This window comes from uncultured Algibacter sp. (assembly GCF_947487575.1).
GTDB lineage: Bacteria > Bacteroidota > Bacteroidia > Flavobacteriales > Flavobacteriaceae > Algibacter_B.
In genome coordinates, this window is the sequence record NZ_CANKXG010000003.1 from 124,377 (window position 1) to 149,814 (window position 25,438).

Genomic DNA, 25,438 nt, shown 5'->3' on the forward strand with positions numbered 1-25,438 from the left:
ATCTCTATCATGCACTCCCATGCTACTTTTATTTTTTTATAACCTCACATAGGTAATCAATAACTAAGCTAAAAAAGAACATATAAGTTTTATAGTGCAACACATAAATTTACTATCCTTTCAACAGGATTCTTTCCATCAATAAACCATAATTATAAAATTTATATTTTAATCTTTATATGCTTACTTCACTAAACGAAAAGCAATCTTTTATTTATAGTTATTTTTAATTATGTATTCAAAATACTAATTCCATTTTCACAAGTTCTTAACCCTGATATATCTATTTCAAAATTATCTCTTACTGAATTATACACTACTTCAATTCTTTCACTTTATAAACTACAAGTTTCACTTGCCCCAATAAACCAGATGGCAAAAGTTCTGAGTTTTTATTATAATGTTTAAATGCAGCTAAAGTTACACGTTCTGTTGGTCTATTGCTATTGTTTAAAAGCCACTTGGGCCATTCTTTTATATTTGGTCCTTTTCTTTCGTAATCTAGCTCCATCAGCTCGTCGCCAATTAATCTATTTGGCCAAAGGTTAGTAATTTTTACTTCAAGTGTGTTGGTACCCTTTAAGATTGCATCATCAAGATTGATTCTATATGGGGTTTTCCATAATATTCCAAGGTTTTCTCCATTAAGAATCACTTCAGCAATTACCTTAACATTACTTAAATCTAATTCTAAAGAATAACACGATTTTATAAGTTTTGTAGGGATTTGAAACTCTTTTTTATAGCTAACTGTCCCCGAAAAATAACGAATATCTTCTTCTAAAGCATCCGACCAAGAAATCAATTGATTAAATGTAGTTTCTAAAGTATCTTTGTTTATTAGCGGGAAGCTTACTTGCCAATCATTAGATAAATCAATAGGCTCAGGTATTGATTTTACTTTTAAAGTTTTGGTTTTTCCGTTTGACGATTCGTATTTTATTTCTCCAGCAAAGGGTGTAACCAAATTTACTTTATCATCTTCAAATACTAATTTTGGTCCTGATGTTGTTTGAGTAAATTTTAATATCCCTCCATTGGAAACAGTAACCATTTTCTCTTCATTATTAGTTGTGTAAATAACACGTAGGGCTTTCTTTGTCTTAATCTCTTTTCCTTCAAGGAAACCGTCATTTACTAGAATTTCATATACATCTGAAGCAACCATTGATCTTACTTTTTCAGTTACATCAAAAACTGGTTTATTTGGTGGGATGCCATCAACACCTCTAGCAAATTTTCCAAAGACAGCTTTTAAGACCGTTAATTTCCCGCTGTTTGTAGCCTCTATTTCTAACCATTCTCTTTCCATGGCATTTTTTTCGAAGACCTCTTCTCCTATTGTATATTGAATGCGTAATTCTTTTTTGTAACCAGGTGCCGGATCACCTATAGAAAGTTCTCTCGTAGCGTGTATATTCAATCCATTATTTTGAATCCTGTTTGCAACTACCTCCGTAACATCAACCAAGCCATCAGGTAAAAATGTTCCATATTCTGCTTTGATAATTTTCAAGTTTGAAAGGGGCGTTACTACTGGGTTTTCCAACTTCATTTCAGCATTTACAATGTGTTGATCTGAATGTATCGGATTTCTAAAAACCACAAAAACAGAACCTTCTGGTTCAAACGCTACCGATACTGTTGTAGTACCATCATCATTTTCATGCCATATTGTAGCCTTAGTTATTTCTCCGGTTTCGGCATTCCAAAGCTCAGGTTGTTTTCCTGATACTCTAAAACGACAGGCTAACTCTCGACTTTCTTTCTTAGAATTTACTACAAAATAAATGTCCGTATCTTGTGTTTTTCTGTGAATAAAATCTATAGATTCACGGTGTCCTTCTTCAATAGAAAAATCTGGAGGCAATGTGCCGTTTTTTAAAACATCTAAAATCGAGTTATCTTTAATAATACCAGAATTCCATAAATTATCAGCTAACTCAATAACCTTTTCATCACAAGTAGGATACTTTTCAAGACTTGGCGATTTTTTTGGTTTTGGACCACTAATTTGTGCTCCTAAATTGGCTAGTTCTTTAATTTTAGTAAGTGTTTCTGGTGTCATCCATTCGATTGAAGGCAATACCAAAGCCTTGTATTTTTCTCCAACTGTGGTGTAAATAAGACCGCCTTTTACCGTTAACGAACGTATTTTGTTTGACCCAATCACATCGTAATCATAGCCTAATGTTTTTAGTTCTGGCATTAAAAGCGCATCATTTGGAGATGCTTCTCCTGTAAAAACCAAGACATCGGCTACCGAGGTGCCTTGCTGTAGTAAAAACTGACCTCTACTAATATAATTTACAAAAGGTTTGCTCTGATTCCACCACGTATTTAAACGGTTAAAATCTGTTCCAAAAACTTGTAAAGTCAATCCAGGTCCAACATTCCAAGGTTGGTGTACATAACAGTGAAAAACAAAACGATTGATCCCTTGCGCCCAGGCCAAGTCGCCCATGGCTTTTAGTGTACCTGGATGTTGGTTCCAGCCTCCCATACCAGTAAAAGATTCTGCTTCGGCAATTGGGCTTCCATTTAATTTGGCAATCGAAGCAACAAATTTTGGCGAGTCAAAAAAGGCCAAACTACCACTCCAAAACTCTGACATTACCACATCAGCAGTTGCACCAACTTGCATGCTATCAAATGGTCCCCAATAGGGTTCTGTAGAAAATTGCATGCCGTTTTTATGGCAAAGTTCACCGAAATAACCGTAATAATTCTTAGCAATTAAATCTCCAATAGTGCGTCTAAAATCCCAAAGAAAACGTTCCGTTTCTTCGCCGTTTTCTATATAGTAACCGGCTAATGCAGGTAAATATGCTTTACAGTTGTAAGAACGAAGGTTTTTAAATTCTTCAGCGAAATTTGCTGTCCAGTTTGTAGTACCTACCTCGTAGCTATCAATATGGCATCTTGTAACAGCAGTACCTATTAAAGTATCTAATTTTTTAATAATGGGTTGGATGCCACCTTGCCAAAAAACATCAACCGCTTTTTTATTCATTTTATCGCATTCTAAACCACGTCCGCCATCACTCGGAAAACGATTTTTTTCACCAGTTGGTGTATGTCCAATTCGTAAAATAGTCCATTCGCCTTTAGGTGCTTGCCATTTTAAAACCCCATCTTTCGAAAGCTTTGTTGTCAAATCGATAATTTCTGCTTTTTTAACTATTGCCAAATCAGAAACATTCTTATTATCAGGTGTTAGATGGTTTCTAACTTTATGCGAAAGTATTTTTGTATCTAATTCGTCAATACGCTGGTCGTTTTTAGGTTTAGGAAAAGCAAGAATGGCGATGTCTCTATAATAATTTAAGTGTGTTTTAGGTTGAGGTAGTTTAGCGTTAAATACACCATTTCCGGCATGTGAGGTTTCAGAAAAAACCAGTTCTTGCATCGCATATTCTGGGGTGATTGATGGCCCTCCCGTTGACGACCAACCAGCACCATTATGAAAACTTAATTCGAGTTTTAACCGTTTGGCCTCCGAAGCTGCAAAATGAAATAAATCTAGCCATGCCGTACTTAAATAATCAGCAAAACCTTTGGGGTTTCCTAAATTCACATTAAAAATCAGAGCGCCCTGAATGCCTACGTTTTTCATAGCTTCTAAGTCGGCTGTTATACCTTCTTTTGTAACGTTTCCGTTTATCCAAAACCACATAGTACGTGGTTTCGCAGATGCTGGCGGATTCTGAAAATTTTGTTCTAAGGGTGTATTTTGGGCAGTTAAATTTGATACAAATAGACTCAGTATTAATGCTAAAAACAAGGTTTTACAGGATGCTTTCATTTTTTTGATAGTACGATTTTTAATTGTCATTTATTATGGATAGCCATACGCTACCTGATATACCTGAGTGCATGATGCCGTTATTTGGCATTTTTTCAAGGGTGTTTGCTAGCACCCATGTGTCTCTTTCGTGTTGAGGTTTCTTGTTTTGCCACAACATTTGGTTCATCCAATTATTTGTAACATCAATTTCTAGGACATTTGTCCCAGGTTTAGCAGTGTTAACCATCTCTATTCGGTAAGGATTTGTCCAAAGTGTTCCAAGTTTTTTCCCGTTGAGTTTAACAGTTGCTATGGTTCCTATATTTTCAAAATTTAATGCAATGCTTTGTTTTGCTTCTTCTTCAGTTAATTCAAAAGAAGTTTTATATGTGGCGGTTCCAGAGAAATATTTAATCTTTTCATCAGAGGAAGTTGTCCAGTCAAATAAAGGTTGTTTTTTTAGTGTAAAATCGGTTTCTAACCATTTGTTTTTAAATTGAATATCCCATAATGAACTTAATTGTTTCAATGGTTTTTCAGCTTCGAAATTTTGTCCTACAGATAGGTTTTTATTTATTCCATGCCCCTGCTCTCTAAATACAATAAAGTAGCTTTCATTCACATCAAAACTTAAAGGAACAATGGTACGCTCTCCTTCATTACTATACATAGACAGTTTACGAGATGTAGCATCAAGTGCGGACCAAAGTTCTGGACTTTTTCCAGCAATTCTAAACGAAGCATCAAAGGTTACTTTGGTATCCCCTTGATTAGTTATAAAATAAATATCTGCCCCCTTTAACTTGCGATGTATCCATTTTACATTTAACGAATCAGGAAAAATAAAATCCTCAAATATTCCATGTTTGTTTAAAATCTCATTGATATTTCCGTTCGCATACACATGTCCTTTTCCTAATTTATGATGGAAAAAATCTTTAGTGTTTGGAAGTGATTCACCCCATAATTCCTTAACCAGTTGCTGTACTTCAATATCACAATTTGGATAATTTTGAAGGCTTGGAGATTTTTCGGGCGGCATTCCTATTAAAGTTGCACCTTGCTCAACCAACTCTTTAAGTTTTTTTAAAACCTTAGGGCGCATCGTATTCCAAGGAGGCAATACCAATGCGCTATAGCTTGCTCCGCTTTTTAAAACAAGTCGCCCGTTTTCTACTTTTGTCTGTTCTGTAATGATTTCTGCATTGATAAAATCATATTCATAACCCGTAGAGAGATTTTTATCTACCCATCCTCTCATTTTAGGAGACTCTTCACCAATATAAAAACAAACGTCAGCAATATGTTTTCCTTGTTGCAATAGAAAATAGTTTCTACGTTGGTAAGTAACCCATTCTTTACTTTGCGCAAACCAAGTGTTGTTTCTATTAAATTCTGTTCCGAACCATGCATTCATCCCCGGAAATTTATCTTCATAAGGCTGATGAATATACACATGTAAAATTCCTTGATTTACACCTTGTGTATAGCTCCAATCTCCTGATTTTTTTAACTTAATAGGGCTTACAGAAAAAGGAACTTCGCGTGAAGTGTAAGACTCTGCATAGACTCTGTTTTTACCATAAATATGACTGGCAGATGCTGCAAGTTTAGATTCGGGTCCTTGACGATGGATCCAGAATTCACCACCAATTTCATCGGCGCGACCACCATATTTCAAGAATTCAGAAGGAAAGCCAAAATGCCCATAGTTTTCAAGCCACATAGAAACACCATTTTCTTCACAGATTTCTCTCAGTCCACCCACATACTCATTGGCAACCTTATCTGCTATTAATCGACGTATATCCCACAAAAAACGATCCGATTCTTCTGCAGAATTTACTATGTTTCCTGTAAGTGTTGCTAGCCAAGGTATAGGGTCATAGCCATAGGCTTGTTCAAATGACTCCTTCATATCATCTGTCCAGTTTTGAGGTCCTGTTTCGTAGCTGTCCGCAATAACACGTTTTAGAGATTTACGCTCTTCCGGAGTCATGGATTTTATCATTTTCCCCATATAAGCATCAAAGTGAGAACGCAAAGCTTTTTTACTCAATTTATCCACTTCAAGTCCGCGAGCATCAGGGGTTGCAGGACGGTTAGTTTGCCCTGTAGGTGTCATTCCTATACGCAGTATTTTCCATTGTCCTGCAGGTACATTATCCCATTTTAGCACATTGCCATCAAAATGTTCGGTTAAGTTTATAATTTCATCCGTATGCAATACGTCTTGTTGCTCACTGTATTCTGGTGTTTTCCATTGAAATACTTCCCATCCAGGAACACCTCTATTCGCCATTTTATTGAGCCATTTTTCATTCCCATGTTCAATTTTATAGGCATCGGAAATATGAATACCTGTCAATTCAAAATTAGCAGGTACCGTGTCTATTACGATTCTAAATTTTTTAGCCTCAATATTGTCCAATGCCATAATCATATCCGCATCAGGTATAGGGCCACGCCCAGGCAAACTAAAAGCACGATCAAAAAGGGTTTTCTTTATCGATTCGTATTTTCCGTTTTGGTAGACTTGCACTTCAACATTCGATGTAAAGTGCATTTTTGTTGGGCTAACGGTAAGACTTCTTGCTGTTATAGGCGTATCAAATGAAACCTCAAAGATTAAAGGTTCTTGCCCATTGTTATTAAAAGTAGTTACTGTAGATTTATTTTGATCTAGCAAGTTTTTTAATGCCGAAGCTTTACAGTTTAGAACCTTGATTTTAGGAGTAGCTGTAAACTTTTGATTAATAGGGTACCCTAAAACCGATACATCCTGAAAAAATTCTTTTGGCTTTTCTAGTGCTATCTCAATATTTTTATCACCAGTTACAACGGTTTCAGAATGCGTCAAATAGCGCATTGCCTGTTCTTCTTTCACCCATGGTCCACCAGACTGACTCCAACCTGGTGAGTTGAAAAAACTAATATTAATCCCTAATCTCGTACCCTCACTTATCGCATGACGCATACAATCCCACCATTTTTCGCTTAGCGAAGGGGTTTTTCCCATTGGTGTATCATATCTTAATCCATGTGGATTGGTTGAAGGAGGCATGTAAAATATATCCCCAATAAAAACCTCTCCGATACCAACGGCATTCATGGCTTCTAAATCTTTAGTAATACCTTCTTTAGAAATATGTCCACTTAAAAAATACCAATAAATACCAGGTTTTGTTGAATCAGGAGGATTTATAAACCCTTCTTTTAAATTGGCATATTCTTGAGGTGTTATTGATGCTATATCTCCTTTTTTACATGAAGAAATAGTCAATATAAATAGTATAAGAATTAAAAAATATCGTTTCATAATCAAATAAAATTAGTCATTTTTTGTAATTAAGATTTGTACAGGCCCAATTAATCCAGAAGGAAGAAGCTTTGTTCCTTTAGTGAACTTTCTGATATTGGTTTTAGCAAATTGCTCTTTTTCTGGTAAAAAGGCATCACCAATAAGACGATTTGGCCAAAGGTTAACAACATCTATTTCTAAAGTATTGCCTTTTGCCTTTACATGCGATGTCATGTTTACTCGGTATGGTTTTGACCAAGTAACTCCTAAATCTACACCGTTCAATGTAACACGAGCCAACTCATGTACTTGTCCTAAATCAATGTAAAGCTCTTGATTTTCATTTAAAGAGATCATATCGAAAGTTTTATGATAGGTAGCAGTACCCGAGTAATATTTAATACCTGAGTTTTCATGCGCAGACCAATCTACTAAATTTGGAAAAATGATTGATTCTGGTCCTCCCCAATTTGTATCAAAACTCAAATTCCAAGACCCTTCAATAATTTTAACTACTTGAAATTCAGTCCAATTTAAAGTTGAATTTTGTATTGATATTGGTTCTTTAAAAACAACAAAATAAGAACTACAAGGTCCAAATTCCATAGGGATAATGGTTTGTCCGTTTTCTACTTTAAAATTGCTTAAAAGACGCGTTTCGCCAGTAACAGGATTCCACAATTCTGGTTGTTTATCACTCACTCTAAAACTACAGGCTACTTTTTCAGTAGGTTGCCATTTACTTGCAACATAATAGATATCGGTATCTTCCGTTTTACGGTGGATGAAATCGATAACCCCAGCATCACTTAAACCTTTACATTCAAAATCTGGAGGGATATTTTGATTTTGCAAGACTTCTCGAATCGATTTATTCCAAACAAATTTGCCTTTACCAATTTTATGTTCTCCCTTTTCAAGGTGAGCCCAAATACGCTTTGTCAAATTTTGGTACTCAGCAAGATTATCTTTATTACCCAACATCGAAGATTCTATTTTACCCACAACTGTTGCTCCTTGTTCTACAAGTTTTACTATTTTTTTCAATGCTCTTAGAGATACAGGTGTTTTTTCGTCAATAACCAAAATCTTATAGTTCATACCGTCAGGCAACACCAGTTTGTCATTCTTGAACTCTAGTCTATTTAGCAGAACCTCTTCGTTGCACTTATCGTAATCGTAACCTTGACCTAAACTTTGTGGTGGATTCTTCATTCCGTCTTCCCATTCAAATGCATCAGCACCTGAGCGTAGTCCATGACCGTTATAAAACAGCACATCGGCAACAAACAAACCTTGTTGCAACATGTAAGAACAACGTGAAAGGTAGTCAATAAAAGGCATCGACTGGTTCCACCAGGTATTGGTGCGGTCAAAATGAGTACCTGCACTATGGGTTAAACCAGGTACATCGGTAACAGACGGACGATGCGAAAATGTGTGAAAACAAATCCAGTTGAGTCCATCACAAAATGCCTGATCCGCAACTGCTTTCATTTGAAAAGGAGATACCTCCCAATTAGGACCAACGGAAGTAAAGGATTCTGCAAATACTTTTTTAATTCCATAGGTATGCGCTGCAGTTGCCGCTTCACGCACTAAGAAGCGCCCACTTGGTTTTTCTCTGTGAGATGATGGCATCCAAAATTCTCCCATCGCTACATCGCATTTACTTACGCATTTTTTTAAATCGGCTTGGTATTGGTGCGGTCCTGCAGCTTCCGCATAAGATTCTAATTTGTGTTCGTGAGCAACCTCTTGCTGTCTTCCATAATGATTTTCAGAAATTAAATCGCTAATGGTTAATCTAAAATCATTTAAAAAATATTCAGTTTTCTCATTAGATTCAATATTAACTCCAATTAATGCAGGCATGTATTTTACAATATCATATCCCCTACGATTTTTAAATTCTTCCGGAAAATGTTTCGTCCAATTTGGGTCACCAGCTTCCCAACTATCGCATTCTACGTATTTAAAAGCATGCCTTTCTTCCGGACTCATCTCCTTTAGTAAGGTTCCCACAGTTTTTTTCCAATGCAAATCAAATGCCTCTTTACTTAAATGGTCGATATAAAATACACCCCCTAAATTACGTCCAGTTGGGCGGTAACCGAACCGAATGACGCGCCAATCACCTTTGGGAGCATCCCATTTTAAATGGCCATTTTCATCAAGCTTGTCGGTTATGTTTATTATTTCGTTTATCGAGGGTGTTTTCGTATCAGGTAAAGCCAAAACTGCAATCTCATTGTAAAAAGCATTTTGCGCGTCTTTTACCGTTTGATTTTCTCGTTGTCTTATTGTTTGAACAGGAAGTTTAGGTTTTGGAAATTCTTGGTTGATCCTTTTCCCTCCTTCAACTGATAGTTCACTCCAAACCAGCTCTTGTTGACCATAATTAGGTGTTACCCAAGGCGCAGCACATCCTGCAGGTCCAATAAACACCCCAAAGTCTAGTCCTAGTCTTCCAGCTTCAAAAGATGCAAAACGTACCATGTCTCGCCAAGGTTTAGACCATGTTTCCATTTTATCATTGGGTTGACTCAAGCTTCCGCCTTTGTATTCGTTTGTAATTTCGTATCTGATTTCCGTAGTATCAATAACAGTCTTCTTTTTCCATTTATGCGGACCAAAAGGACCAACACCACCGTCTAACACCATACAACCGGATAAGCCTTTGGCTTTCATTTCTTCAAGATCTCTAGTAATGGCTTCTTTATTAGTTGGCGTTTGTAACCACCACCACCATGCTTGAGGTCGTACTTGGTGTGGTGGGCTTAGAAAATTTTCTTCAAGAGGCTGTTTTTTAAAATCATTAGATTTTGATGTTACTTTGCATGAAGACATTAATAGTATCAATCCAAAATAAAAAACTACTGCTCGTGAACTTAAATATGGTGTTTTCATCATTACTTAAACTTAATAGGCTAACTCAAATACAATTCTCTATTTCATGATTATTTTATTCAAAAACAATTAGCTCACATTTTATATTTATGACTTAACAGATACGAACTATCCTTAAATTCAACAACTTCCCTAATTTATCAATTTACCTCTATTTCAAATGAATATGTTCCTGGGTTTACCTGAAAAACAAAAGCTTTATTTGTTTTGCTTAGTAATTTTATATCTGAATTACTATCAAATTCTACTCCGTTTACCTTAATGCTTTCTTGTGTATTTCCTGGTACAAAAACTTGAGCAGTTGTATTTGGAGGTACTATTATATCTAAATTAAATTGCTTGTCGACTATTTTCCAACTTGAACTTACTTTTCCATAAGGCGAATTGTAAGTAGCAGCTGCAGATGTTAAAGGGCCGCCTGGAATAGGAGCAATTTCTATTTCTTTGTAGCCCACTTTAATAGGTTTAATACCCGCAATGCGTTCGTACATCCAACGACCAATAGCTCCGTAGGCATAATGGTTGAAAGAATTCATACCGCCTTTGTTAAAACCATCTTTATGGGTGTAACTATTCCAACGTTCCCACATGGTAGTTGCCCCTTGATTTATAGAATAGAACCACGATGGGTAGGTTCCTTTAAACAAAATTTCATACATCAAGTCGGTCTCGCCAATTTTATCAAGTACTAAAGGCAATAAAGGTGTACCTAAAAAACCGGTACGCAAATGGTTATCGGTTAGTTTTATTTGTTCCAATAAATGAGGTACTGCTTTTTGCGCTAATTCATCATCCAACAAATCGAACGCTAAGGCTAATAAATAAGCGGTTTGAGTTTCAGGACCTTCAATAATGCGTCCTTGAGTATCGAAAAAACTATTTTGAAATACATCGCGAATAGCATGGAATAAAAGCTCATATTCTTTGGCTTCAGACTCAAATCCTAGCACTCTTGCTGCTTGAGCAGTTAGGTTAACAGAGTGCGCATAATGAGCTGTGATAATTAGCTTATTTGAGGTTACACCAAATCGCTCATCTCTTTTGTGTGTTGAATAGGGTTGTAACCAATCGCCGTGGGTAAACATTTTGACAATATGGTCTTTGGCATTTGACTGATAAAATCCTACCCATTTTTTCATACTTGCATAGTTTTCTTCCAAAACACCTACATCACCAGTACGCTGGTATGTTTCCCAAGGGACAATAGTGATTACATCGCTCCAACCAGCACCAGCTTTAAGCTTACCTCCTAAAGAAGGTACCATTACAGGAACCGCACCATCTTCATCTTGATCGTTTCGTACACTTTGCAACCAACTCATCCAAAAGGAATGCACATCACCTAAAAAAAACGAGGTGGGTGCAATAACCTGAGCATCTCCTGTCCAGCCTGCTCTTTCATCACGTTGCGGACAATCGGTTGGTATATCGAGCGTATTACCTCTTAACCCCCAAATAATATTGCTTTGTAGTTGATTTAGTTTTTCGTGTGACGAGTTAAACTCAACATTCAAATTATAATCAGAATGTTGCACAACACCTATTACCCACGATTTATCTGGTGCAGCATTTGCATTAAAACCACTCAACTCTACATATCTAAAACCGTGAAACGTAAATGTTGGTTGATACTCAATTTGTCCATCTTCTTTAGCAATATAATAATCGGTTGAAACTGCACCTCGGTAATTTTTAGTATACATGCGTCCATCTTGCTGAAGCATTTCGGCAAAACGTATTTTTAAAGTTCCGTCTTTATCCATTGGCACTTTAATACGCGGTACACCCACCATATTTTGTCCCATATCAAAAATTACCACACCTTTATCAATCTCTGTAATAGCAATTGGTGCTAACTCTTCTACAGATTTAACTGTATTGTGTCGCTTAGGTGTCAAACTAATTTCTGCATCTATATCTTCAGCAACCACCTTTTGCCAATTTGCATCATCAAATGATGATAACGACCAAGATTTTTGTTCTTTCCGTGCATCATATTGCTCTCCATCATAAATTCCAGCATAAACAATTGGCCCCTCTTGGGTAGCTTTCCAACTTTCATCAGTAATAAAGGTTTTAACATCGCCATTGGTATATTTTACTTCAAGTTGACACATTACTTTGGGCGAAACTTTTGGATAGCCTCTAAGCATTAATCGACCTGCATACCAGCCCTCAGCTAAGGAAATTCCAATGACATTAGAACCATCTTGCAAATGGTCTGTTACATCATAAGTTAACGTTTCAATGCGTTTATTGTAAGGGGTCCAACCTGGAGCCATTACATCGTCGCCAACCTTTTTACCATTGATTTCGGCTTCAAAAAGTCCCTTTGCCGTAATGTACAATCTAGCAGATTCAATTTTAGAGTCAAGAGTAAACTCATTTCGCAAGTACTGTACTTTGTAAGAGGTTTTATTCGTTTTTGGCGACTTTGCTTTATCAACTTTTGGCAAGCTAATCCATTTGGCCTGCCAATCGGAGTTATGGAGTAGTCCTAACTCAAAGTTAGCCACCTCACTCCAAGCAGAAGCCTTTTTATCTTGATCCCAAAACTTTAACTGCCAATACACTTTTTGTCGCGAAGAGAGTTTTTCTCCTTTGTATTTGACAAATAGAGTTTGCTCACTTTCCACTTTTCCGCTTTCCCATAAATCAGCATTATTAGGCAATAGTTCTGGTTTAGAAGCCACTACAATCGAATAAGCTGTTTGCTTTTTGATGTTTTTATCTTGTGGTAGTTTCCATGAAAAAGAAGGTGTAGCATCGTAAAAACCTATTGGATTTTTAAATTGTTCACTTACTACCAACTCGTGCGGTGGAATATTATTTTGAACTGAAGAACACGAAACCAAAAATAGTATCGTCAGTATGACTGTTGCCAATCTATTGCTCGAAATTATGTACATGTTATTTTATATTTGTGTGTATTATTTATTATTGTTTAGTCGTTTCAATACTTACTGGACCTAACAATCCTGAAGGCTGTAATTTTGATTTCGATTTGACATCATCTATAACTAACCAAGTATATTTTTCATTTTCCGACCGTTGTTTGTCTTTTATCAATTGGTTTCGCCATAAATTAACCACTTCTATTTCCAATTGATTTTCTCCTTTTTTTAGTGCTTCTGAAATGTTTAAACGATAAGGTGCTATCCAAAGACCTTCCATATCTTTTCCATTTAATTTTACCTTAGCCATCACAGAAAGTTTTCCTAAATTCAAATAAAATTCTTTGTTTTTTAGAAGTTTATCTATTGTAAAAGTGGTTGTATACGTTGCTGTACCAGAATAATATTTAATTTGCTCGTTTTCTGATGTAGACCAATCTTCTAAAGCATTAAAAACGATTGGTTCTTTAGGACCGATTTCCTTATTTGAGAAATCTACTATAAACGGATTTTTCAATTCGCTTACTGTTTCAAATGCAGGGAAATTTTCTGTACTCGTCGATTTTTCTAATAACTTATTATCTTTAGTAAACACAATAAACCAACTCTGAGCCGCTTTTAATCGTAAAGGTATTTTTACTCCCGTTTTCGTGATTTCAAACTCTGGTAATGCTCTGATTTCTCCACTAACTGCATCCCAAAGTTGTGGTTTCAAATCTTTATGCACTCTAAAAACTGGAGATAATTCTATGGTTTCATCACTTTGATTTGTGATAAAATAAATATCCATTTCTGGCGTAGTTCTATGTGTCCATAACACAGGTGCATCATCAGAAACGTTCACATCTTCTGCTAATTTTAGCTTTTCAAAGACTTCAGATAATTCGTAACCGTCTAACACTTTACCTTTACCGAATCCTTTATCCATTTTACCTTGATTGTAGGTACTACTCCACATTTTGTTGGCAATGGTTTTAACGATTTCGTCGCTTTCTGGATAATTTTGTAAACTTGGCGATTTTTCAGGTTTTTGTCCTAAAATGACTCCTCCTTGACGCACCAACTCTTCTATCTTTTTTAGCAATTCTGGTCGCATGGTTTTAAAAGGTGGCAACACCATTACTTTATAAGACATACCATCTGGCAATACAAAACGTCCATCTTTTACAGACAATTTGTTTAGAATTACTTCGGCATTGATATAATCATACGAATAGCCTTTTGGAATTTCAGGAACACGACCGCCCGTCATTATTGGGGCATCTTCCCCAATAAAATAACAAACATCTGCTACATATTTACCTTGTTGTAACAAATGTTGGCAACGTCTTAAATAATCAAAATAAGTATCAGCTTGATTGAACCATGTGTTATGGCGATTGAATTCTGTACCAAACCAAGCATTCATTCCTGGTTTGCGATTATCGTCTGGTTGTTGAATGTATAAGTGCAAGACAAAATGATTGACCCCTTCTGTTAACGACCAATCGCCTCGTTTTTTTAACATGGCTGGGTGCCTAAGGTATGTTTTTCGAGAAGATGTAAATGCTTCTGCAGACGTTATCGGTTTTCCGTATGTATGAGACGTTGATGAAGAGGCTTTACATTCTATATTACCCAATGTACCTTCGTTCCAAAATTCTCCAGAAATCAAATCCGATTGACCACCATACATCATAAACTCTCCAGGAAAGCCCCAATGTCCATAATTTTCTAACCAGGTTTTCAAATTGTGTTTATTACTTGCTTTTTTTAAAGCTCCAACATACTCATATGCTACATCATCAGCAATAGAGCGACGTAAATCCCAAAGAAAACGCTCTGATTCTTCTACGCTTCCAACAATTCTACCAGAAAGTACAGGTAAATATTTTACAGGGTCATAGCCATATTTTTCTTGAAATTTTACTTCATAATCGTCAGTCCAATTTTGAGAACCCATTTCATAACTATCTGCTATCACATATTTAAAGGCTGATTTGCTTTCTTCTGGAATGCGTTTTAACAATTCGCCCACGAAATTATCGAAATGATATTGGACAAGCTTGCCATTCATTTTATCAACTTCATATCCTACTCCTTGAGGGGCTGCTGGTGCATTTTTAGTTCCTGTAGGCGACATTCCTATTCGTAAAACAGTCCAATTTCCTTTGGGTGCATTCCAATTTAAATTCCCATTTTCATCAATTTTATTACTTATATCAATAACCTGATTTGGATCTAAACTCAATTCTTTAGATTGAAGTTCTTCTTGCCTGTTAAAAACATAAGTGTCCCATTTTGGTTTTGGCGTTGGGTGCATTTTACCTAATTGTTTTTCGATATATTTATCTAAAACTGGAGCTTCAGAAATAGTTATTTCTGCAAAACCGAATGTTTTTTTACGAGAACTAAACTGACTACATTTTAATTTAAATTGCTGTGCTTTAACATCTGGTAATGTTGTTGCATAAGCCCCTTTTAAAATTGGCCCTACATTGGGAGTCATTTTAGAACGATCGAAAATAATTTTTTTGATTACTTGCTCTTTTCCATCAACAACCGCAAATACTTCTATTTGACATTTAAATTCTTGACTTGGTACTATTGAAATGGAACGCGCTTTAATTGATTCATCTAAATTGAAAGTTATCTCTAAAGCTTGCTTTCCTTGAACTTTAAAACGAGTGTCTGATTCTGTGTTTCCATCAATTAGTGCTTTTACATCTACATCATTCCAATTGGCAGTTACTTTGGTTGGAATGAATTTTGTACTTTTTTGTTCTGTCTCAGATGCTTTAAAAGCTAAAGTATGTGTGTCTTGAAACTTTTCGTTTGGCTGTTTTAATTTAACGTTCACTAACTTACCTCCTTCAACTTTCGTTTCACTAAAGGTTAAATACCGCATTGCTTTTTCAGAATCTACCCAAGGTCCACCACTCTGACTCCAACCTGGACAATTAAAAACGCCTATATCTACACCAATTCGTTTTCCTTCTACAACAGCATGCACCATGTGCGACCACCACTCTTCACTTAACATAGGCACTTTTCCGTCTTTACGAGCTGGGTTTATATTACCAATTAAGGCACCTCCAATTCCCGCTTTTTTCATCGCTTCTAAATCTTTGGTAATACCTGATTTAGAAATATCATCATTAACCCAATACCAATAGCACCAGAGGTTGTTTTCTTTTTTAAGTTCTACAAAACCAGATTGAATGCTTTCATAGTTTTGGGAATTAATCTTTCCTACTGCAAATAAGGATAAACAAAAAAGTACTATTAATTTCTTCATAATTGTTTTTAAAATTAGTTATAAGAAGCTGTTATTTGCCAATTACCTGGTTCAACTTGAAATTTTAAAAACTCATCATCTTCACTTTCAAAATCAAATGCATTTATTCGTTTTTTAAACTTGTTATTTTTCCAAATACTTTTACCGTTTACTTCAATCTTAGTTATATTTTTTCCAGCTTTAGGAATGTAAATTGTTGCTGTTGTTTTTTCTGGAGAAATTAAGTTTAATTGATAGTTATTTTCTGTTTTATGAACCTCTACAGTAATATCTCCTTTTACTGAAGGCACAATTTGTTTTACAGAATTCATGTGCGCTAAATTTGGTTTTACTTCATACGAAGACCAAGCAATAGCTGTTGCTTTTACACCTGCAATGTATCTTGAAAGCACATAGTTTGGTGCATTCCATGCATGGTTATAGGTGCCACGCAATTTGGGTTGATATTTTTCATAAAGTGTTGTTAACCATTTGCGATCAACTTGTTCTTGATAACGGTCTTTCATTCGTAGCAAGCCTTTATCATATTGCCCTGTAATCATGATTGCTTCTTCAGCTAGCCACTCCATATGCGGACTCGATTTTTTTACAGGAACTAACACACTATCTACTAAAATAGTGTAATGTTCTTTTTTAGCCAAACCACTAATAATTGCTAAGGCACTCACGCGCTCTTCTATCAATTTATTTTTAGATCCATAACGATTCCCTTGCCAATATTCTTTTTCAAAATTTTCTTTAATACTATTTATTCGACTGTTGTACCAAATAATATCTTTAGTTTTACCCAAAGCTATTGCCATTTTTTTAGTGGCCTTTAGCGCCATAAAATACAACACCACATTTGTTGCAACAGGATCTGTATCTATACCCCAATCTACCCAATTCGCATACCCTTTTCTGTGTTTTGGTAATCCGTTAGGTTGCATGCTCCACAATTTTAAATAATTTAAAACGGCTGGATATGCATTTTCAAGCGTAGCTTTGTCTCCTGTGTTATAGTAGTATTGCCAAATCCCTTGGTCTATATATTGCAAACTTTGCCCAGTTAACTCACTGCTTTTTCCACGGTAAGCACCAAATCCAGGTGCTAAACCTTGAATTGTATCTCCAGCTCTGTAAGCAATGGTATTATCAATTCCTTTTTTTAATAGCAAACGCCCTGGCTCATTCAATGTATAAAAAACAGCTCCTGTTTGATCTGCAACATCGCCTACCCACAAACCGCGTTCTCTATCTGGGCAATCCATATAATTATCTCTAGCACAGACGTATAAAGTGTTTCTAGCCATCCACCATAAACGTGTAAAATAAGGGTCACTCGTTTCAAAAGTCCCTGTCATTTCTCCTACACCTGTCCAGCGGTATTTTAGTTCTAAAACTTCTACACCTGGTGGAATTGTGTATTCTACATTATGACCATTTATCCAAGAATAACTTTCAAATTCTTGCACACCATCTTTAGTAATGTAAGTCCCTTTAAGCATATTAAACGGATTATCCATATCTGCGATAATGGTTTTACCCGCTTTACTATTTACTTTTAAATAAGGAGTAATTTGCTGATTAAAAGGAAGCTTTGCATGAATTACAACTAAAGAATCTGTAGTATTTTTATAAGGTAGTTCAATTTTATTGGATTCTAAGGTTAACGATTCATAATTAGCTAAACCTCTGTCATTCCATTGCGGAATAACTCTTTTTACTAAAGTTTCCCAAGGTTTATTATTAGCTGCGCCTTTTTCAACAGGCTTACCCCAATTAGCATCATCAAATGAATTTGAATACCAAGCAGCTTTAGACCAATCACCCATACTTTTTCGAGCATCGAACTTTACACTATAGGCATTTACTCTATTTGCACTTTTACCTCCTCCTCCACTTTTAGCATCATAGGCAGGGTGCACTTTTAGCTTCCAATCGGCATTAGAAACCAACTCTTCCTCTCCTAAATTAGCATGAAATAATAGACCTCCTTTTCCACTATCATCGTGTACTTTTCGGGTTCTACCCCAATACCAAACCAAAATAGCAATGGTATTTTCACCTTCTTTTAAATACTTTGTTAAATCTACCTCATCATAATAATTGGTATCTGGTGCAGCACCTCTAGCTAATCCGCCTTCAAACAAAACCATTTCTCCGTTAACCCAAAGCCAATATTTGGTGTCAACGGCAATTTTTGCTACTACATCTTTTGGTATTTTATTAAGGTTAAATGACTTTCGAAACGCTACCCAAGTATTTGCTGGCCCATCTTCTTGTTGCCAAATCCATTGTGCTCCTTCCCAGTTAGGTGTACTAGCAAACACCGAAGCAGAAGAAACAATAGCCATTAATAATAGAAATATACCTTTATAGTATTTAAATTTTATCCTCATTCTTACTTTATATTTTTGACTATGGTACTATTTCAACCTATTTTGTAACCACATCCCAAACTTTAGAACGTATAGATTTACCATCTTTATTTTCTACCGTAAGAACTACGGTCCAGTGACCTGCAGTATTATATTTATGTGTTGGATTTTGCTTATCAGAAGTTGTTCCATCTCCAAAATCCCATGTCCAAGTTTTAATTTTGCCTAATGATTCATCTTTGAATGCGAAAACACGCCTGTCTCTATCCACCTCAACAAACGACCAATTTGCTTGTAACTGAGGTTTTAAATCTTCTGTGAGCGGCATTAACCTGAATGCGTTCAAAAAATCGCCATCATGAATCATGTTAAGCGTATGCGCTAGGTTAATAAAATCCTTCCTTTCTTTATTATCATTATCATAATCTAGAACGCACCACGACATAGCAATAAGCTCATTTTCTTTTAGTTCTGAAACAGCCGAACGATTCACGCCTTCAATAGCAGCATAATCGAATGGTGTTATCCAAAACTCCATTTTGAGCAAACCGGGTTTTCCTTGTTCTAAGTTGTGCTTATAGGCAGCATTGGCGTGCGGAAAATCTTTAATCCAAGGCGTATTTCCCCAAACCATGGCCCAGTCTTTATTTTTAGCAGGTATAAAAACATGGTAGTTTTGTGCATGTGCCCCATGTCCTCTAAAATGCAACTCTTCAATAGGTATCCGATTTATATTTGCATTCCACTTTTTGATAAAATTGCCACCAGAAACATCTGCATCTACCACCAATTCAAAAATATCTTGTTTAATATTCAGTTGCTCAAATTCCCAGAAATCATCAAAAATTTCTACATAGAAGTATAACCGATTTAAATCTTTTACCCATGCTACTTTTACGGTAATATCCAAGTCGGTTGCATCCAGATTAAACCCAATACCATTCATACTTTCTTTCATTTGGTCTAGACCAATTGCATAGGTATCTGGAACCAAATCCCAATCGGAAAAATTGCCATCTATACGTGGCATTTTATGTTGCGGAAATTGAAAAATGGGGTAAATAGTGTCTCTACTTTGGAAGCCATAAGATTCGAAAACCCCACAGCAGCAGATTATAGCCAATACAAAACAAAACAATGAACGCATATTTATTAATTTTTGTTAATTACAACTTATTACCTAGCTAAAAACCATCTATTTGCCTCCTATTTCCTACAAGTGAATATTTTTAAATACTAAACTAATTAGTATATGAAATTTTTAGTTCTTTTATTGACGGTGTCCGTATAGCACCTACAATAAACAATCTACATTTTCTAGATTGAACAGAATCAAATTGATGAATTTTGTTCTCGCCGCAAGAAGTTCCTTTTACAATATCTTTCCAAGCACCGTAATCCCAATATTGTAATTTATAAGAAGTAATATTGTTCTCAAATTCATCTACAATGATTTGATTAAACGTTTGTGGTTTTATCCATTCTACTTCTAAATATTGATTTTTAGTTTCAGTAGCCAACCAACGGGTTTCCTCATCTTCATCATTTACTCTGAACGCTTCAAAAACAGGTAATTTTTCTGTTTTAATAAACATAGAAGAAGCATTCATTCTACCTAAAGTTGCTAGGTTTTGCGACTCCACTATCGGATCAGGTAAAGATACTTCGGGTAATTCTTCTACATGGAAATCATAAATTCCTGAGACGACATTATAAATAATATAGTTTCCTACGGTCTTATTTTTCTCAGTCCCTACAAAGGTGATACTTTCAGATTCATCAGCTAAAACACCACTTTCTTGTACACTCTTTTTACTCGTAGCCGGCAAATACACTTTTGCAGTAGTATTTACAGGTACTTCAATATGAAATGCTGCCCCTTTATCTTCTTTTTTCCAGTTCACAATAACATTTCCATACATGGACTGATATTCTGTGTTTGCAAAAGTTAAATTGCCTACGGGAGCAGGTTTAATCATCATGTTTTGCATTCCTAATTGTTCTGAGTTTGGACGAATACCTCCAAAACCTTTGATAAAATACCCACCAATACCTGTATAACACGTATGTATTTGACTATTACCAATGGCAGACCAACGTTCTGGCCAAACGGTTTTTCCTTGCTCTAAAAAATAGCCATAGCTTGGGTGATGTTTATCTTGTAATAGCTCATAAATTAAATCCATACGCTCTCCGTATTCTGTAAAATATCGAGTATAAAGGGCTTGCCCTGAACTTCCTGTATCGTAATAAGGGAATTTATAGAGTACATTATCTTCCAGAACAGCTTCTACTTTTTCTTTTTCTGATGCTGGTGTTACTCCTGCCAATAAAGCAAATGCTTGATCTACCTGTTGCCCTTTTACATACTTTCCGGTCTCCGGATTGTATGATAGTTTGTGAGTCGCTTCTCTCTGTACTTTTAACCTATCTGCATATTTTTTTGCATCTTCATTCTTACCTAAAACTTTTGCAATTTTTTCTGCATTATCTAACATAAAGGCATAAACACAATTATTAAAATGAATAGCTTCTGCCGAATTAAAACTACTCCAAAAATTACCTCTTGGTGTACACCAATCACCTAAACCAGGAAATTCTCTTGCGCCTTGTTTTCCAGCTTTTAGAGCACCTCCTGTTTTGTAATTTGAGTTATTAAACAACCATTGCATCCATTTTTGCATAGACTCATAATTGTCTTCTAATACTTTTTTATCGCCTAACATTCTATAGGTTTCCCATACGGTTAATGGACTATTGGCTTTCCACATTAAAAACGGGCGATCTTGCTCATTTATAACACCCCTTATTTGACCATCAGTTACCTGAGCGTCTCGGGTGTATTGTAGATATTGATCCATATAGGCGCCACTCTCAAAATTTGGTAACGCATCTCCATACATTGCGGCTACTGTAACTTCTCCCCAACCACGGCGTTCACGATGCGGACAGTCCACCAAAATACCGTCCATGGTATTAGCCAAATACGTATTTAAATTGATTTGGTAAATTTGATTAAGCTGCTCATTTGAGGATGCAAATTTGCTAATTTGTTTACGATTGTTAGTAATAACGTAACCTTTAACATCTTCTAATTTAGGCGCATAATTTAAACCATAAACGGTAATCCACCTGCCACCAGCAACATTAAATCGATTTTGGAACTTTCCTTTTCCAGACTTCCCAAAAATATATTTACTCTTTTGGTTCCAGTTCATTACCTCCTCCGTTTGATCACTAATTTCAAACGTAATAGAATCGCCTTCTACACCATTATACAAATCCATTTCAAAGAAACCGGTGTAGTTTTCACCCATATCAATGCGGTAAGAGCCACTATCGTTTTTCTTAATGGCAATAGCTTTTAATTCTTTAAACTTTACTTGCGGTTCAACTATTTGTGCGCTCAACTGCGCAGTAATTGGAGTGTAAAGTGCACGAGACCCTTTACCCTTATCACCAAAGATACGTATGTTATTGCCTTTGGGTATTTTTGCATTCAGGGCATTATAATCATAAACACTGGCGTTTATCCAATTATTGTCATCATATTCTGCGCTATTCCAATCGGGTTCTGCCTTTCTGGCGTCAATTGTTTCTCCTCCAAAATGTAACACATCCCAATCACCATAATATTCACTATAGCTTTTTTTAGTTTTCCAAGTCGTATCAGATTTTAGGGTTATTTGCTCTCCTCCAGCTATAATTTCTGCTTGAGCCTTAAACACAAAAGGAATCTTTCTATATTCTTTAATTCGTCTCCATCTAGACCAACCCGCAGCATGCCAAATAGCAATGACATTATTCCCTTTTTTTAGTTTATCTGAAATGTCATAAGTTAAATAAGGAATTCTTTTTTTCATATATGAAGACACAGGATTCATCACATTTTCAGTAACCTTTTCTCCATTTACATACAATTCGTGATACCCAAATGAGCCAACAAATACGAATGCTGATGAAGCTTCTTCCTTTAATTCAAAATTCTTTCGATACCAGTTATGATCGATTTTTTTCTGGTCTTCTTTCAAAATCCAATCGCCTTTCCAATCGGATTGTTTTAATAGTCCCATGGAAAAACTTGAAGCTTCACTCCAATCTGAAATGTTACCATCTTTATCCCAAACTTTAACTTTCCAGTAGTATTGTTTAGCAGATTCTAGTGTATTGCCTTGATAGGTATTGTTAACAGATTGATTGGTTTCAATTTTTCCTGAATTCCATACATCACCTTTATTGTTACTTAAAACATCTAAACTACTTGCTACTAAAATTTGATACGCTGTTTGTTTTTGTCCTCTCTCTTGATGATTCCCTTCTAACTTCCAACTTAATCGTGGACTTGTATTATCTATACCTAAAGGATTTATTCGGTATTCGCAACGCAAATCTAAAAGGGTTACAGAAGATTCACGGCAACTCAGTACGCATAGCGATAATATCAAACATAACGGGATTAATAATCTGTTTTTCATTTTTTCAGTACCAAACTTGAGTTACAATTAAGTTTTTTAAACCTCTTTTAAATTATACTAATTACTAGTGAGTAATTTCTAAATCATCAAATAAATTTTCATCATAAGAACTAGCCAACATAACATATCCTGAGGTTTTCTGATGAGACATACTTAACACAGATACCTCATCTATAAAGGCTTCTATTTCATTATCTTGAAAAGTAAGTTTAAGGGTGTGCCACTTATTACCATCAAAATCAGGAATAACACCCTTTTTTAGAACCTCTTTATCAAACATCAACTTCCAATCACCATTTTTCGCTACTTGAAAACGATAACCTTTTAGGTAGCTTCCTTTTACATGCCCTCCTAGTTCCACATTCCCACCTTCAATAAACACATTGACACTACAGGTATAATTTTTCCATTTTACATCGCCTACTAATGTATTTGGTTTTACATTTGAAAGTCTGTAAACTCTCATCCAGTCGTACCCCTGCTCTGGGATAATTTGTTTCAAACATTGTGATCCATCTTCCTTTAGAGCTATTTCAAAACTTCCAGTTTGATCTGAATGGTACTTAGGCAAGTCTCCCACTTTTCTATCTTCATAATCTTCCTTATAGGGAAATGGAAATGGGCTCTCTTCAGGGATTTTATAAGCTCCTTTTTTCTGTCCAGATGTAGTTGTTAAAGAGTATATACATTGAGGGTCTAGTGAAATTCGAATCACTCCGTCTTTTGGGGTTATACTTTCTTGTTGTACAAACTGTTCTTTTTCGTTAGATTTCCAAACGTTAATTGTACCTGTAGAAAGTCCTTCTCCAATTTTAACTTCAATTTCTTCTTGCTTTTCAGTGCAAATAATCATACTCCATTCAGAGCCATCCTTTTCTTTTAAAGTAACACAACTTCCTTTATACGTTGTGCCTTCAAAAAGACCACACGCACTGTTTAAGTACTGCCAATTAAGAGGCTCCGTAAACTGTGTAGTATGCGCAGTTGCCCAAATAGTTGGCCATACTTCATAATAACCACTCCATGGACTATTTGCTTTCATAGCCCCAGCTTTATCCCAAGTTACCGATTCATAAATGGAACCTATAGGCGCCCATATTAAAGTTTTAGTTATCCTATCACGGATATAAAATTTGTTGTAAACACGAGCCAAATTTAACGCTCCTGCGCCTCCCCATTCCTTTCCTGTCCAACTCCAATCTTCACTAGCCCATAAAGGTTTACCGCTATTCTTAGCTTTTTCGGTTGTAGGGCGGCCGCGACCATCTACCATATTTTCATTAAACTCACGCCCCGTAACATAATGGTAACCTACGGCCTCCATAATGCTATCTAAAGATTTATTTTTTTCAAACTCATCAAAAATCTTCCAGTCTCCACTATTATCATCGGGACCTTGAATTTTTACATTTTCATACCCTCTAGCATCCAATAATGGACGCACGTGGTTTATTAGCCAATCGGGACTTGTATAATTTTCATTCTCTGCAGCGGCCACCCAATCAATATCCATTCCCCATTGTTTTTTAGCTACATCAAGGAAAGAAACAAAATACTCTGCAGATTCCTCTGTGAAAATATCCGGTTTTAAGTATCCAGGAAAACTCCATGGTAGGTATTCCAAAATAACCTCAGAATTTCTATTACGTGCCTCTTTCATTAACCAAAATTCATAGCCTCTAGACACTGGATTCTTTAATTCTTCTCGTGTAATAGCGTGTGATGGTTCCGAACCACAGGTTGAGTTCTCACCACCACCCATTTCTACTTTTAAATGCTGAAAACCAGCACCAAATTTGGGTTTAAACAAGAAATCTAATATCTGACTTCTAATTGGGTCTTCATAATCGTATAATAAATCAGTTGAAGCACCTGCGCTTACTCCTCCAATACCTTCAAATGTACGCCCATTATCATGTCCATTTAATGCAATTTGTACAACTCCATTAGTATTAGGAAATACATAAGGTTTAAATGCAGTTTCTGGGTTTTCTATATCTCCCATTTCAAACCATGAAGGTTCACTATGTGATACGCCTCGGTTATTTCCCCAAACCGTTACTTTCCAATACACACGCTGACCTGACTTTAAAGGTTCTCCTAAATATTCAAAAGGTCCTGTTTCGGAAATACTTGTTGGCCCTGTATCCCAAAGGTCTGGATATTTAAGTTTTTCTATAGATGTAGCCATCATAATACGATAACCACCTTGTTTCGAACTTTTTTCATCACCAATGAATGTCCAACTAAAATGCGGTCTTGAATTAATTATACCTACTGGGTTTACTTGAGAGTTACATTTTAAATTCTTTACTTCAATAGCATAAATGAATGAACTAAAAAATAATGAATAAATTAAAATAATACTAGTGTATCTCTTTTGCCATGTTTTCATATTTCTATTCTTTTATTTTAACTCTTAATATATTAATAA

9 protein-coding genes are annotated in these 25,438 nt (G+C 35.8%); all 9 read right to left on the reverse strand.

Going from position 1 to position 25,438, the window contains the following annotated elements; all coding sequences use genetic code 11:
- Positions 1–316: 316 nt before the first annotated feature.
- Positions 317–3,805 (reverse strand): glycosyl hydrolase, encoded by a 3,489-nt coding sequence (locus Q0870_RS04185; protein ID WP_298551400.1) that lies wholly within the window; start codon positions 3,803–3,805, stop codon positions 317–319.
- A 19-nt stretch (positions 3,806–3,824) separates the two neighbouring features.
- Positions 3,825–7,106 carry a glycosyl hydrolase gene (locus Q0870_RS04190; RefSeq protein WP_298551402.1) on the reverse strand — a complete coding sequence of 1,094 codons (3,282 nt, stop codon included), beginning with the start codon at positions 7,104–7,106 and terminating at the stop codon, positions 3,825–3,827.
- 12 nt (positions 7,107–7,118) lie between these two features.
- On the reverse strand, positions 7,119–10,001 hold the full coding sequence (locus Q0870_RS04195) for a glycosyl hydrolase (RefSeq protein ID WP_298551404.1): 2,883 nt from the start codon (positions 9,999–10,001) through the stop codon (positions 7,119–7,121).
- 137 nt (positions 10,002–10,138) lie between these two features.
- Entirely contained in the window at positions 10,139–12,907 is a 2,769-nt protein-coding gene (locus Q0870_RS04200; RefSeq protein ID WP_298551406.1) for a glycoside hydrolase family 78 protein, read from the reverse strand.
- 28 nt (positions 12,908–12,935) lie between these two features.
- The gene (locus Q0870_RS04205; RefSeq protein WP_298551407.1) at positions 12,936–16,169 is read right to left on the reverse strand and encodes a glycosyl hydrolase; all 3,234 of its coding nucleotides are present in this window, start codon (positions 16,167–16,169) and stop codon (positions 12,936–12,938) included.
- Positions 16,170–16,183: 14 nt separating this feature from the next.
- Positions 16,184–18,550: a sugar-binding domain-containing protein gene (locus Q0870_RS04210; RefSeq protein WP_298551408.1), complete on the reverse strand. Its 2,367-nt coding sequence runs from the start codon at positions 18,548–18,550 to the stop codon at positions 16,184–16,186.
- A 37-nt stretch (positions 18,551–18,587) separates the two neighbouring features.
- Positions 18,588–19,676 carry a PKD domain-containing protein gene (locus Q0870_RS04215; protein WP_298551409.1) on the reverse strand — a complete coding sequence of 363 codons (1,089 nt, stop codon included), beginning with the start codon at positions 19,674–19,676 and terminating at the stop codon, positions 18,588–18,590.
- A 94-nt stretch (positions 19,677–19,770) separates the two neighbouring features.
- Positions 19,771–23,004: a family 78 glycoside hydrolase catalytic domain gene (locus Q0870_RS04220; protein WP_298551410.1), complete on the reverse strand. Its 3,234-nt coding sequence runs from the start codon at positions 23,002–23,004 to the stop codon at positions 19,771–19,773.
- A gap of 64 nt (positions 23,005–23,068) precedes the next feature.
- The gene (locus tag Q0870_RS04225) at positions 23,069–25,399 is read right to left on the reverse strand and encodes a hypothetical protein (protein WP_298551412.1); all 2,331 of its coding nucleotides are present in this window, start codon (positions 25,397–25,399) and stop codon (positions 23,069–23,071) included.
- Positions 25,400–25,438: the final 39 nt, after the last annotated feature.

Bases quoted from the DNA above. Each gene is read 5' to 3' on its own strand.
- Q0870_RS04185 (WP_298551400.1), bottom strand. From the start codon at position 3,805: ATGAAAGCATCCTGTAAAACCTTGTTTTTAGCATTAATACTGAGTCTA.
- Q0870_RS04190 (WP_298551402.1), bottom strand. From the start codon at position 7,106: ATGAAACGATATTTTTTAATTCTTATACTATTTATATTGACTATTTCT.
- Q0870_RS04195 (WP_298551404.1), bottom strand. From the start codon at position 10,001: ATGATGAAAACACCATATTTAAGTTCACGAGCAGTAGTTTTTTATTTT.
- Q0870_RS04200 (WP_298551406.1), bottom strand. From the start codon at position 12,907: ATGTACATAATTTCGAGCAATAGATTGGCAACAGTCATACTGACGATA.
- Q0870_RS04205 (WP_298551407.1), bottom strand. From the start codon at position 16,169: ATGAAGAAATTAATAGTACTTTTTTGTTTATCCTTATTTGCAGTAGGA.
- Q0870_RS04210 (WP_298551408.1), bottom strand. From the start codon at position 18,550: ATGAGGATAAAATTTAAATACTATAAAGGTATATTTCTATTATTAATG.
- Q0870_RS04215 (WP_298551409.1), bottom strand. From the start codon at position 19,676: ATGCGTTCATTGTTTTGTTTTGTATTGGCTATAATCTGCTGCTGTGGG.
- Q0870_RS04220 (WP_298551410.1), bottom strand. From the start codon at position 23,004: ATGAAAAACAGATTATTAATCCCGTTATGTTTGATATTATCGCTATGC.
- Q0870_RS04225 (WP_298551412.1), bottom strand. From the start codon at position 25,399: ATGAAAACATGGCAAAAGAGATACACTAGTATTATTTTAATTTATTCA.